The following is an 11750-nucleotide window of genomic DNA, read 5'->3' as shown; positions in this document are numbered from 1 at the left end:
GGAGGACAACGGCCATGCAATCACGGGCGTTTCACAACTTCTGGCTGAAAGTGGCAGCGGTGATCGTGCAGCTCCTCGCGATCGGGCCATTGTGGCGCCCGGCGCAGGACTGATGTCAGGCCTTGGCGGCTGCGTCGAACCTGGGGATGGACCAGGCCTCGTCGGCGGCGGCCACGCGCCAGGCTTCGAGCCACTCGTGCTCCCAGATCGCGTCCATATAGGCAGCGGCAAAGCCCGGCACCGGCACGCCATACTGGCGCAGCCGCACCACCACGGGCGCGAAGAAGATGTCTGCCGCGCCGAAGGTGCCGAACAGGAAAGGTCCGCCCTGCCCGAAGCGGGCGCGGGCCTGCGCCCAGAGTGTGAGCACGCGCTCCACGTCGGCGTGCACGGCAGGCTCGAGCGGTTTGGCGATCGGCGCCATGCGCAGGTTCATCGGCAGTTCGCTGCGCATCGCGGCGAAGCCAGCATGCATTTCGGCGACCATCGCGCGCGCCATTGCGCGGGCATCATCCGCCTTGGGCCAGAACCTGTCGCGCCCCACCTTGTCAGCGAGGTATTCGAGTATCGCGAGGCTGTCCCACACCACGATCTCGCCGTCCCACAGCACCGGCACCTTGCCTTGGGCGGGGGCAAGCTCGGGAATGGCGCGCTTCGCCTCTTCCCAATTGTCGCCATAGAGCGGGATCACCCGGGTCTCGAACGCAAGGCCGGACTGGCGGGCCGCGAGCCAGCCGCGCAGCGACCAGCTTGAATATGAACGGTTTCCCAGGATGAGCTTCATGATCAAGGAGACCTAACTTCTCTGCGCGGCCCTGTCGAGACTGGCTGGGTCGAGACTGGCTGCGTCGAGACTGGCTGGGTCGAGACTGGCTGGGTCGAGAGAGGCCGGAAGGTTAGTTTTTTCATCCGGGCCCCGCCGGGGTCGCGCGGATAACCGCTGCAACCGGGCGCAAAGGGCGCGCGCGCGAAAAGGCCGCATGACATCGAAGGCTGACGCGGCGGCTCCGTCCTTACCGGCGGCAGACGGAACCCTGGAAGCGGGGTGCGCTCGGCGTCCCCTGCGCGTCGAACAGTTTCTGCGCCTGCGCAAGCAACTGCCGGCGATGTACATCATCCTCACAGTGAGCGCTGCAGGGCTGGCTTATACCCATGCGGGGATTGCTCCGCGCCTGCTGACATTCGGGCTGCCCATCGCGCTGATCGCCGCGTGCCTCCTCCGTCTGGTGCAATGGATACGGCCAATCGACGAAAGCGCGGTGACCGAGGTCTACGCGCAGCACGTGCTGCAACGTACCGAGATCGTGGCGACCGGCCTTTCGCTGATGTTCGTCTCATGGGCTCTCGCGCTCGACCAGTATGGCCATGGCGATGAGCACGGCCATGTCACGGTGTTCATCGCAATCACCGTCATGGGCTGCATTTTCTGCCTGAGCTATCTGCCGCGAGCAGCGCACCTCGTCTGCTTCACCGTACTCGGCGTATTCCTGACCTACTGCCTCGCCCGCGGAACTGTGACGATGGCCGCGATGGCGCTCAACCTCCTGCTGGTGGTGGCGGTCGTGCTGCGCGTGCTGCGCAGTTCGTTCGGATCGTTCACCGCGCTGGAGGATTCGCGGGAGGCTCTGCAGCACGAACGGGCCCAGGCGCAGCGCCTTGCCGAAGAGAACGCGCGGCTGGCCCATTCCGATCCGCTGACGGGACTGCCCAACCGGCGTTATTTCTTCGCCCGCCTCGATGCCCTGCTGGCGCGTGGCGACCGGGCGGCGCCCTTCACGATCGGATTGATCGATCTCGACCGCTTCAAGCCGATCAACGACGTCCACGGCCATGCCCAGGGCGACAGGCTGCTACAGGTGATCGGCGAGCGGCTGCGCGATGCGAGCGGACCCAACACAGTGATTGCACGCCTTGGCGGCGACGAGTTCGGCCTGATCATCGAGGATTCGATGCAGGCGGCTGAAGTGACCGGAGCCTGGTTGTGCCAGCGCGTGCAGGAGCCGGTCCCGCTTGGCGATATCGTGGTCTCGGTCGGCTGCTCGGGCGGGCTGGCCACCTGGCCGGAGGCGGGCGCTTGCGCGCATGACTTGTTCGACCGCGCGGACTTTGCGCTCTACCACGCCAAGAAAGCACGGCGTGGCGGGATCGTGCGCTTTTCGGCCGAGCTTGAGCGGATCATCCGCTCCGAACAGGCGCTGGAAGCGGCACTCCAGAGCGCGGACCTCAAGCGCGAGCTGGCGATGGTCTATCAGCCGATTGTCCGTACGCGCTCGCTGGCCATGGTCGGCATGGAAGCGCTGGCGCGCTGGGAATCCCCGGCGGTCGGCGCGGTGCCGGCCGAAGAGTTGTTTGCCGCAGCCGAGCGGCTCGGCATGGGACGCACCGTTACGCTTGCCGCCTTCGAACGAGTGCTCGATGATTTCCCGCAGCTGCCGCTGGACCAGCGCATGTCGTTCAATCTCGCGCCGACCGATATCGCCGATCCCGGCACGGTGTCTGCGCTGATCGAGCGGATCGCGAGTAGCGGGATCGAAGCAGAGCGGCTGGTGTTCGAGATCACCGAAACCTCCCTGATTGGTGATTTCGCTGCCGCAAGGGCCGCGCTCAAACGGCTGCGCACCTGTGGGGCAAAAATCGCGCTCGACGATTTCGGAACCGGCTATTCCAGCCTCAGCACGCTGCACATGCTGCCGATCGACATCATCAAGATCGACCGCAGCTTCGCGGCGAGGCTCGATGATGGCGAGGGCCGGCGGCTGATCCGGGCGATCTTCAGCCTGACCCGCTCACTGCGGCTCGAATGCGTGTTCGAAGGGATCGAGACTGAAATGCAGCTCATGGAAGCGACACTCGCAGGCTTCCACTATGCTCAGGGCTATTTCATCGAGCGTCCTGTGGCGCTGGACACACTGCTGGAGCGCCGGGCGGACCGCAGCGCGGCGTGATCCCGGTCAGATCGCCGCGTCTTCGAGGATCGCCGCGCGCAGTTCGGGGATACCCATCTTGAGCTCCGCCGACGTCACGTGGATCTGCGGGTACGCTGCCGTCCGCTTGCGCGCCGCTGTCTCGGTTGCAGCGACAGTCGCCGCGAGCTCGCTGGCCTTGATCTTGTCGGCCTTTGTGAGCACCACGCGGTAGCCCACGGCGGCCTCATCGAGCATCCGCATCATGTCCTCGTCGACCGGTTTGATGCCGTGGCGCGCGTCGATCAGCAGCAGCGTGCGCTTGAGCACGACGCGGCCGCGCAGGAAATCGCGGACGAGGCGCTTCCACTGCTCGGTGACACTGGGCGGTGCCTTGGCAAAGCCGTAGCCGGGCATATCGACCAGCCGCATCTGGATCGGCTCGCCCACGTCGAAGAAGTTGAGTTCCTGCGTACGGCCCGGGGTCACCGATGTGCGCGCCAGCGAGTTGCGCCCCGTGAGCGCATTGAGGAGCGAGGACTTGCCGACGTTCGAGCGGCCCGAAAACGCGATCTCGGGCACTGTGGGATCGGGCAGGAACTTGAGCGCTGGCGAGGACTTGAGGAATGCGATGGGCCCTGCGAACAGGCGCCGGGCGCGCTCTTCAAGCGCGGCGCGCGCCGCGGCTTCCGCTTCGGTCAGATCGGTCATCGCGTTTTCGGCTTGCTCGGAGTCGACTTCTGCTCACGCAGGGCCACGCGGTCGATATCGAGCTGATCCTTGCTGGCCTGCGCCTTCAATTGCGGGTGCCTGCTGTAGAGATACTTCTGCTGCGCGATGGTGAGCAGGTTCGAAGTGATCCAGTAGATCAGCAGGCCTGCCGCAAAGGGCGCCATCACGAACATCATCATCCACGGCATCAGCGACATGACCTGCTGCTGTGCCGGGTCCATCGCCGCAGGCTGCAGCTTGAACTGCGCCCACATCGTGATGCCGAGCAGGATGGCCAGCACGCCGATCGCGAGGAACGAAGGCGGGGTAAACGGCAGCAGACCGAACAGGTTCAGCACATGCAGCGGATCGGGCGCCGAGAGGTCCTTGATCCAGCCGAAGAAGGGCTGGTGGCGCATCTCGATGGTGAGCACGAGCACCTTGTAGAGCGCAAAGAACACCGGGATCTGCAGGAAGATCGGCAGGCAGCCAGCGAGCGGGTTCACGCCTTCCGCCTTGTAGAGCGCCATGATTTCCTGCTGCTGCTTCTGCTTGTCGTCCTTGAAGCGCTCCTGGATGACCTTGAGCTTGGGCTGGATCGCACGCATCGCCGCCATCGAGGCGAACTGGCGCTGCGCCACCGGGAACATCATGCCGCGCACGATCAGCGTGAGCAGGATGATCGCGAGGCCGAAGTTGTGCACCGCGCGGAACAGCGAATCGAGCAGCCAGAAGATCGGCTTCTCGAACCAGCGGAACCAGCCCCAGTCGATCGAGAGCGAGAGGTTGGTCGCCCCCTGCTTCTCGTAAGCCTCGAGGACGTTGTTTTCCTTGGCACCGGCGAAGAGGTGCACCGTCTGCGTCGTGGTCTGCCCCGGCGCGATGGCCGTCACCGGATAGATGAGGTCTGCGCGGAAGATATCGGGCGAAACGTTGCGGAAATCACCCTTGGGCTGGACCGCGCCGTTCGATGTGTCAGGGATCAGGGCAGAGAGCCAATAGATATCGGTGAAACCGATCCAGTTGGCGGAGCCTGCAGGGCTCACCGTGCCGGCCGTCTTCACGTCCGAATAATTGTTCTCGAAAGTGACTGCCCCGTCGAACGCGGCGATCGGGCCTGAATGGACGTTCCAGGTGTCGAGGCTCGCGGTGCGGTCGGTGCGGTTGACCAGCGCAAAAGGCTTGACCGTAACCGGCGCGCCGCCCGCGTTGCTGACCGACTGGGTCAGCGTGATCATGTAGTTCTCGTCGACCGCATAGCGGATCGCGAAAGTCTGGCCGGTGGGATTGGTCCAGCGCAGCGTGATGGGGGTCGCGGGGGTCAGCTTCGCGCCATCGGCCTGCCACAGCGTATCCGGTCCGGGCGCGGCCACGCCGTTCTGGCCGATCCAGCCGACCTGCGCATAGTGCTGCGCGGGCGTGCCGGCGGGGGAGAACAGGCGCACCGGCGGGCTGTTCTTGTCCAGCGTCTCACGGTGGCGGGCCAGCGTCAGATCGTCGACCAGACCGCCGAGGAGGTTGATCGAACCCTTGAGGCCGGGTGCATCGACCGGAATGCGGTTGCCGGCGGCGAGCGCCTGGGCGAGATCCTGCTTTTCAAGCGCGACGTCAGCCGGTGCCTGCAGGCCGCCTTCGCGCGTCGGCTTCATGGTGGGCGCGGGAGCGGGGGCAGTACCGGCCGGCGCACCCGGAGCGGCTGCACCAGTGGCGGCAGACTTGGCGGGCTGCGGGTAATAGTACTTCATGCCAAGGTCCCAGCCGACCAGCATGAGGGCCATTAGCACCATCGCCAGAATCACATTGCGCTGATTTTCCACTCTGCCTCGCGTATATCTTCGTGTGCCGGTAGATGAATCACGGCACCGGGTCATGGCCGTGGCCACCCCAAGGATGGCAGCGCAATAGCCGCTTCACCGCCAGCCAACCACCCTTAATCGCACCGTGTTTGGCGAGTGCCTCGATCGCATACTGCGAGCACGACGGACTGTAGCGGCAGGAGGGTGGCAGGACCACCGAAGGACCAAGTTGCCAGAGCCGCACGAGCACGATCAGCACGCGGCGGATCACTTGTCGCGCCCCTTTGACTCCTGGCCCTTTGCCCCCTGGCCCTTCGACTTGCCTCTGGGGCCGGGCCGACGCGGCGGATCGCCCTTGCCGGCAGCGACGCGGGCCAGCGCGGCTTCGAGTTCCTGGCGCAGCAGTCCGAAATCGCGCTCGATCCCGTTTTCGCGGCCGATCAGGACATGGTCTGCCCCGACGATGCCTTGCGAGGGCAGGATTTCCCGCGCCAGCGCGCGCAGGCGGCGCTTCATGCGGTTGCGCGCGACCGCGTTGCCGATGCGCTTGGTTACGGTGACCCCGAACCGCCGCAAGCCATCCGGGCGCGAGAGCGGGTTGACCAAAAGCACGAAACCGGGCCTTGCGACCCGGATTCCGTTGTTCGCGGCGAGAAAATCGGCGCGCTTTGCAATGATTTCCAGCCGGGGCCCCGCCGCATCAGCGGCCGGGGTGGCTGGCACTTCCGGGATCAGGCCGAAAGCTTCTTGCGACCGCGGGCGCGGCGCGCACGAAGGATCTTGCGGCCGCCAACCGTGGCAGTGCGGGCGCGGAAGCCGTGGCGGCGGGCACGCACGAGGTTGCTGGGCTGGAAAGTGCGCTTCATCGGTTTGCTCTTTTCGTCTGGCGAATCGGTTGGCCGGCCGACCTCGCAGGGCAAGGGGCGGAATCAGGAGCGCGCCGATACGCCGGGACGCCCGCGCAGTCAAGCACCGCAGCGGCGCAGACCCCTCTGGCGACCCCATGACCAACCGATAACGTTCACAGAAAAAAGGCCCGGTCGTTGCCAACCGGGCCTGAAAGTTTGGGAGAGGATGCCTGAAAGGCGATTTTGATATGCAACCACCCCGCCCTCTTCGCAAGTGCGAAATGGGTCAGAATGGTTGCATTTTTTGCAATACAGCGGACACAATCGGCGAAGAAGCGCCGGTTTCCTCCGGCTTTACAGCGGTATGACTCAGCGCGATCCCGCAGATGCAAAAACCAGATGACCTACGGCGTTGCGTCGCAGCATTCCCCTAAGGGAACCTCCTGCCATCAATGCGCAAGCAGCAAGGGCACCATCGACTTGTCCAGCAGCTCGCGCGAGACCCCGCCCAGCAGGAGTTCGCGCAGCCGGCTCTTGCCGAACAAGCCCATCACGATCAGCCCCGCGCCAAGTTCGTGCGCCTTGTCCGCGATCGTCGCGGCGATCCCGCCTTGCCGTGCCACCTCGTGTACCTCGGCGTGGATGTCGTGGCGCGAGAGGTAGCAGGCGGCATCGCGCGCGGGGAAGCTATCCTCCTTTTCGCGGACCATCAGGATATGGACCGAGCTGGCAAGGGCGAGCAGCGGCAGCGCGGCGCGCATCGCTCCGGCCGCCTCGTGCCCGCCATCCCACGCAAGGAGCACAGGCTTGTCGAACACGGTCAGCGGTACGCCGCGCGGCAGCGCAAGGACCGGGCAACGCGAGCCCAGCGCCACTTCTTCCAGCGCCGGATCATCGAGGCTGGCGACGATGCAATCGGTGAAGCGGGCAGCGGCTGCTACGCCTTCGACCCGGCCCTGGTCCGTGAGCACCACATCGAAGGGCACGTCCTCGTTGGCGAGGCGCGTATCGAGTTCAGTGGCGAGCTGCTCGTCCGCCGCGCGCACTTCGTTGATGACCTCGGCCGAAAGCGCCGCCCCGCCGAAGGGTTCCCACAGCGCCATCTGGGCGAACGGCGTGGCGATCTGGAACGAGACATGGCCGCGCATGGCCCGCGCCAGCGCGAGCGCGGTTTCGACCCGGTCGTCGAGCGTGTCGGCATTGTCTGCCGGGCAGAGAATCGAACGCATGGGTTCCTCCTTGGGTGTGGCGATGTCCGCAAGGATAGACCCGATCCGGACCGAGGACCAATGATCCAGGTCAATTCCGCGCGCCCTTGCGCGCGCCGCGCCGACCGCTATGCCGCCGGCTGAAAGAAACGGGAGCAGAGATGGTGACCGAGCGGGCGTTTGCGGCAGTGATCTTCGATTTCGGCGGGGTGATCACCTCGTCCCCGTTCGAGGCGTTCAATCGGCTGGAGGCAGAGCGCGGCTTGCCGCAGGACTTCGTTCGCCGCGTCAATTCAGCGAACCCGGACGACAACGCCTGGGCCCGATTCGAACGGGCGGAGATCGATGCGGCGGCGTTCGACGCGCAGTTTGCGGCGGAAGCCCGCGCGCAGGGCCACGAGCTTGCGGGCGCCGATGTGCTGGCCGTGCTGGCCGGCGCAGTCCGCCCGGCAATGGTCAGCGCGCTCGACCGGCTGAAAGCCGCCGGTTACCGGATCGCCTGCATCACCAACAACGTGCCCACCGGACACGGCGGCGCGGGCCTTGCCCGCAGCGAGGACCGTAGCGATGCGCTTGAACAGATCTTCGCCCGCTTCGAGCATGTGATCGAAAGCAGCAAGGCCGGCGTGCGCAAGCCCGATCCCCGCATCTATCTGATGATGTGCGAAAAACTTGGGCTGGAGCCGGCCGCCTGCATCTACCTCGACGACCTTGGCGTGAACTGCAAACCGGCCGCGCAGCTTGGCATGCACGCGATCAAGGTGACGAGCGGCGAACAGGCGCTCACCGATCTGGGCGCGGTGCTGGGGATGGCGCTCGCAGCCTAGGTATCCATCCTGAGCTCGCCCGCACGGCGGAACAGTTCCAGCACGAGCGGATCGCTTTCGGTCTGGCGAATCGCTGCCTCGAACCGGATGGTACGCTCCGGGCGCGGGAGCACTTCGGCGAGGGTGCCGTTCGCCAGAAGAGGCCGGATCATCGGTTCAGGGAGGACCGCCGCGCCGCCGCCGCCGCTGATGATATCGATCAGCATGCGCACGTTGTTGCAGGTGCCGAGCGAGCGCGGGGTGATGGCATGCGCGCCAAGCGAATCGACCGTCACGCCGTGCAGCGGAGAGTGATCGGGTATCGACCAGACGGGCAGCGGGCGGGCGAAGCCGCCCGCTGCCACCGTAGCACGGCTCGCGGCCCAGACGAGCCCGACCGAGCCGATCGGAGCTGTCCTGATGCCCGGGCTCGCCACCGGTCCCGCAAGGAAGGCAAGGTCGATTGTCCCGGCAAGCAGCTGCTGGAACATGCGCGCGGTGAGATCGAGCTCGAGCTCGAGCGCCACGCCCGGCAGATCGCGTTCGACTTCATGGACGAAACCCGGCAGGCACGAGGCGGCGGCGATTTCCCCGCTGCCGATGCGCACGACGCCGCTGGCGCCTTCGAAGCCCGAAGCGGTGAGCAGGACTTTTTCGAAGCCCGCCCACAGCGGTTCGCATTCCTGCACCAGCCGCCGGCCCCGGGCGGTGAGCACCATGTTGCGCCCTTCGCGGCGGAAGATCGCGATGCCGAGCTGCTCCTCGATCTCACGCACGCGAGCAGAAATGGCGGGCTGCGAGGTGTTCATCCGCTCCGCCGCAGCACGGAACGTGCCGAGCCGCGAGATCCACAGCAGGGTTTCGAAATGATAGAGCGCAATCCGCTTCATTGATGCAATTCTCTTATCGATTGCGATAAAAAACAATCGCTCATCGCAATTGATCTCTTGTGGTAACCGGACTGCGAATAGGGAGAGTTCCGAATGCCCAAGAAGCTCTATCCGGATGCCGCCAGCGCCCTTGATGGCCTGCTGCGCGATGGCTTGCTGATCGCCTGCGGAGGCTTCGGCCTTTGCGGCATTCCCGAACGGCTGCTGACGGCAGTGCGCGAATCGGGCGTGAAGGACCTGACATTCGCCAGCAACAACGCCGGCATCGATAACGAAGGCATCGGCATGCTGCTGCGCACGCGGCAGGTGAAGAAGATGATCGCCTCCTACGTGGGCGAGAACAAGGAATTCGAGCGCCAGTACCTTTCGGGCGAGCTCGAGGTCGAGTTCTCCCCCCAGGGCACACTGGCAGAGCGGATGCGCGCGGGCGGCGCGGGTATTCCGGGCTTCTACACCAGGACGGGCGTCGGCACGCTGGTGGCCGAGGGCAAGGAAGTGAAGACCTTCACCAATCGTGACGGAGAGCCGCAGGAGTACATCCTTGAGCAGGGCATCTTCGCCGATCTGGCGCTGGTCAAGGCATGGAAGGCTGATGAGACGGGCAACGTCGTGTTCCGCAAGACGGCGCGCAATTTCAATGTGCCCGCCGCCACTTGCGGCAAGGTCTGCGTGGTCGAGGTGGAGGAGATCGTACCCGCAGGTTCGCTCGATCCCGATGCGATCCACCTGCCCGGCGTCTACGTCCAGCGCATGATCGTGGGTTCGCCCTATGACAAGAAGATCGAGTTCCGCACTGTTCGCGAGAAGGAGGCCGTCTGATGAGCTGGACACGCGACCAGATGGCCGCCCGCGCCGCGCGCGAACTGCAGGACGGCTTCTACGTGAACCTCGGCATCGGCATCCCGACGCTGGTGGCGAACCACATCCCCGAGGGGATGACGGTGACGCTGCAGAGCGAGAACGGCATGCTCGGCATCGGGCCCTTCCCGCTGGCTGGCGAAGAAGACCCGGACCTGATCAACGCGGGCAAGCAGACGATCAGCGAACTGCCGCAATCGGCCTATTTCGATAGCGCGCAGAGCTTTGCCATGATCCGCGGCGGGCATATCGACCTCACCGTGCTGGGCGCGATGGAAGTGGCCGAGAACGGCGACATCGCCAACTGGATGGTGCCCGGCAAGATGATCAAGGGCATGGGCGGCGCGATGGACCTTGTCGCGGGCGTCAAGAAGATCATCGTGGTGATGGAGCACTGCGCCAAGGACGGCAGCCCCAAGCTCATCCCCGCCTGCACCCTGCCGCTGACGGGCAAGGGCGTGGTCGACATGGTGATCACCGATCTCGCCGTGTTCGCGCGGGCGGATCATGCCTCGCCGTTCCGGCTGGTCGAGCTTGCGCCGGGCGTGAGCGCCGAGGACCTGCGCGCCAAGACCACTGCGCACTACGTGGAGTAAGGCCTTGGCCTTTACCCTGATCACCGCCAACCGGAACTATTCGAGCTGGTCGCTGCGTCCGTGGGTGCTGATGAAGGCGCTCAGCATACCTTTCACCGACCGCATCGAGCCCTTCACCAAACCTTCGAACTACGAGGAGTTCCGCGCGTTCTCGCCCACCGGGCAAGTGCCGGTGCTGCTGGACGGTGAGGCTACGGTGTGGGATTCGCTCGGCATCGCGCTCTATCTGGCGGATCGGCATGAAGGCTTTTGGCCCGCCGATCCTGCCGCGCGCGCCTTTGCGCAGAGCGCGGCGGCCGAGATGCACGGTGGCTTTTCAGCACTGCGCAATGATTGCCCGATGAACGTGGGCGTGCGGGTGACACCGCGCCCGATGCGCGAGGCGCTGGTGCGCGACGTTACGCGGGTGCGCGAGATCTTCGAGCAGGGCCTCGCGCGCTTTGGCGGGCCTTGGCTGGCGGGCGAGCGCTTTACAGTGCTCGATGCGTTCTATGCGCCGGTCGCCTACCGAGTGCGGACCTATGGCCTTGACGTCGGCAAGGGTCAGGCCTGGGTAGACCGCGTGATCGCACACCCCGCCATGCTGGAATGGGAAGCGGCGGCGCTGGCCGAAGCCTGGCGTGAAGTGAGCCACGAGGAAGAACTGGCTTCCTCCGGCGCGATCACGGCGGATTACCGGACGGCTTAGGGCTGTTCGTCCGTCTTTTCGCGCGCGTTGAGATCAGCCCAGAGGCCCTCGGTGCCCGCTTCGACCGCCTTGTTCACATACTGCGAGGCGGCGAGCCAGCCCTTGAACGGGCGCAGCGTGGCGACGCAGCCGAGGACGAGGATCGGCATCGAGGTGAACACGTGGACCCACCACGGCGGATCGAACTTCACCTGCACAAAGACAACCACGAAAACCAGCGGGAACGCGGTGATGCACAGGGCGAAGAACGCGGGGCCGTCATCGGTCTGCGCGTAGCTGAAATCGAGGCCGCAGTGGTCGCAGGTCTTCGCCAGCTTGAGCCAGCCGGCGAACATGTGGCCCACGCCGCAGCGCGGGCACTTGCCCTGCCAGCCGCAGCGCAGGATCCAGGCGAGCTTCGGATTGGAAATCAGAGCCATGGGTTCGCCGTTAGACCCCGACGAACC

14 protein-coding genes are annotated in these 11750 nt (G+C 65.5%); 5 read left to right on the top strand and 9 right to left on the bottom strand.

The features are described from left to right. Positions 1-115: 115 nt before the first annotated feature. On the bottom strand, positions 116-784 hold the full coding sequence (locus ACO056_RS04490; RefSeq protein ID WP_421852434.1) for a glutathione S-transferase family protein: 669 nt from the start codon (positions 782-784) through the stop codon (positions 116-118). Positions 785-980: 196 nt separating this feature from the next. Here ACO056_RS04490 and ACO056_RS04485 point away from each other — a divergent pair, with 196 nt between their 5' ends. Further along, complete coding sequence (locus ACO056_RS04485) at positions 981-2945, top strand: putative bifunctional diguanylate cyclase/phosphodiesterase (protein WP_421852431.1); 1965 nt, start codon at positions 981-983, stop codon at positions 2943-2945. A gap of 6 nt (positions 2946-2951) precedes the next feature. Here the strand turns inward: ACO056_RS04485 and yihA are convergent, their stop codons facing one another. The 6 genes from yihA to ACO056_RS04455 form a co-directional block, all read right to left on the bottom strand. Then, positions 2952-3614, bottom strand: a complete 663-nt coding sequence (gene yihA / locus ACO056_RS04480; RefSeq protein ID WP_421852428.1) for a ribosome biogenesis GTP-binding protein YihA/YsxC — start codon at positions 3612-3614, stop codon at positions 2952-2954. Then, positions 3611-5431: a membrane protein insertase YidC gene (yidC, locus tag ACO056_RS04475; protein WP_421852425.1), complete on the bottom strand. Its 1821-nt coding sequence runs from the start codon at positions 5429-5431 to the stop codon at positions 3611-3613. Before yidC ends, yihA begins: the two co-directional genes overlap by 4 nt. A gap of 37 nt (positions 5432-5468) precedes the next feature. Continuing rightward, positions 5469-5681 carry a membrane protein insertion efficiency factor YidD gene (gene yidD, locus ACO056_RS04470; protein ID WP_421852422.1) on the bottom strand — a complete coding sequence of 71 codons (213 nt, stop codon included), beginning with the start codon at positions 5679-5681 and terminating at the stop codon, positions 5469-5471. Further along, positions 5678-6133 carry a ribonuclease P protein component gene (gene rnpA, locus ACO056_RS04465; RefSeq protein WP_421852419.1) on the bottom strand — a complete coding sequence of 152 codons (456 nt, stop codon included), beginning with the start codon at positions 6131-6133 and terminating at the stop codon, positions 5678-5680. The genes yidD and rnpA overlap by 4 nt, the downstream gene beginning before the upstream one ends. Positions 6134-6141: 8 nt before the next feature. Continuing rightward, positions 6142-6276 carry a 50S ribosomal protein L34 gene (rpmH, locus tag ACO056_RS04460; RefSeq protein ID WP_298165898.1) on the bottom strand — a complete coding sequence of 45 codons (135 nt, stop codon included), beginning with the start codon at positions 6274-6276 and terminating at the stop codon, positions 6142-6144. A gap of 431 nt (positions 6277-6707) precedes the next feature. Beyond that, a complete protein-coding gene (locus ACO056_RS04455) occupies positions 6708-7487 on the bottom strand; it encodes a universal stress protein (RefSeq protein WP_421852416.1) in 780 nt (259 codons plus the stop codon). 140 nt (positions 7488-7627) lie between these two features. Here ACO056_RS04455 and ACO056_RS04450 point away from each other — a divergent pair, with 140 nt between their 5' ends. Next, the gene (locus ACO056_RS04450) at positions 7628-8293 is read left to right on the top strand and encodes an HAD-IA family hydrolase (protein ID WP_421852414.1); all 666 of its coding nucleotides are present in this window, start codon (positions 7628-7630) and stop codon (positions 8291-8293) included. Here ACO056_RS04450 and ACO056_RS04445 read toward each other — a convergent pair. Continuing rightward, complete coding sequence (locus tag ACO056_RS04445; RefSeq protein WP_421852411.1) at positions 8290-9162, bottom strand: LysR family transcriptional regulator; 873 nt, start codon at positions 9160-9162, stop codon at positions 8290-8292. The genes ACO056_RS04450 and ACO056_RS04445 overlap by 4 nt on opposite strands. A gap of 93 nt (positions 9163-9255) precedes the next feature. On the opposite strand from ACO056_RS04445, the gene ACO056_RS04440 reads away from it, so the two are divergent. From ACO056_RS04440 to ACO056_RS04430, 3 genes are read left to right on the top strand one after another with little or no spacing between them, the layout of a single operon-like run. Further along, on the top strand, positions 9256-9981 hold the full coding sequence (locus ACO056_RS04440; RefSeq protein WP_421852408.1) for a CoA transferase subunit A: 726 nt from the start codon (positions 9256-9258) through the stop codon (positions 9979-9981). Further along, complete coding sequence (locus tag ACO056_RS04435) at positions 9981-10616, top strand: CoA transferase subunit B (protein WP_421852405.1); 636 nt, start codon at positions 9981-9983, stop codon at positions 10614-10616. The genes ACO056_RS04440 and ACO056_RS04435 overlap by 1 nt, the downstream gene beginning before the upstream one ends. 4 nt (positions 10617-10620) lie before the next feature. Then, positions 10621-11304: a glutathione S-transferase N-terminal domain-containing protein gene (locus tag ACO056_RS04430; protein WP_421852402.1), complete on the top strand. Its 684-nt coding sequence runs from the start codon at positions 10621-10623 to the stop codon at positions 11302-11304. Here the strand turns inward: ACO056_RS04430 and ACO056_RS04425 are convergent. Further along, positions 11301-11723 carry a DUF983 domain-containing protein gene (locus ACO056_RS04425; RefSeq protein WP_421852399.1) on the bottom strand — a complete coding sequence of 141 codons (423 nt, stop codon included), beginning with the start codon at positions 11721-11723 and terminating at the stop codon, positions 11301-11303. The genes ACO056_RS04430 and ACO056_RS04425 overlap by 4 nt on opposite strands. Positions 11724-11750 lie beyond the last annotated feature (27 nt).

Source organism: Novosphingobium sp. (genome assembly GCF_965228995.1).
Taxonomy (GTDB): domain Bacteria; phylum Pseudomonadota; class Alphaproteobacteria; order Sphingomonadales; family Sphingomonadaceae; genus Novosphingobium.
This window is presented reverse-complemented; position numbering and strand designations above follow the sequence as displayed.

Bases quoted from the DNA above. Each gene is read 5' to 3' on its own strand.
- ACO056_RS04425 (WP_421852399.1), bottom strand. From the start codon at position 11,723: ATGGCTCTGATTTCCAATCCGAAGCTCGCCTGGATCCTGCGCTGCGGC.
- ACO056_RS04435 (WP_421852405.1), top strand. From the start codon at position 9,981: ATGAGCTGGACACGCGACCAGATGGCCGCCCGCGCCGCGCGCGAACTG.
- ACO056_RS04455 (WP_421852416.1), bottom strand. From the start codon at position 7,487: ATGCGTTCGATTCTCTGCCCGGCAGACAATGCCGACACGCTCGACGAC.
- ACO056_RS04440 (WP_421852408.1), top strand. From the start codon at position 9,256: ATGCCCAAGAAGCTCTATCCGGATGCCGCCAGCGCCCTTGATGGCCTG.
- ACO056_RS04490 (WP_421852434.1), bottom strand. From the start codon at position 784: ATGAAGCTCATCCTGGGAAACCGTTCATATTCAAGCTGGTCGCTGCGC.
- yihA (WP_421852428.1), bottom strand. From the start codon at position 3,614: ATGACCGATCTGACCGAAGCGGAAGCCGCGGCGCGCGCCGCGCTTGAA.
- ACO056_RS04485 (WP_421852431.1), top strand. From the start codon at position 981: ATGACATCGAAGGCTGACGCGGCGGCTCCGTCCTTACCGGCGGCAGAC.
- ACO056_RS04450 (WP_421852414.1), top strand. From the start codon at position 7,628: ATGGTGACCGAGCGGGCGTTTGCGGCAGTGATCTTCGATTTCGGCGGG.
- rpmH (WP_298165898.1), bottom strand. From the start codon at position 6,276: ATGAAGCGCACTTTCCAGCCCAGCAACCTCGTGCGTGCCCGCCGCCAC.
- ACO056_RS04445 (WP_421852411.1), bottom strand. From the start codon at position 9,162: ATGAAGCGGATTGCGCTCTATCATTTCGAAACCCTGCTGTGGATCTCG.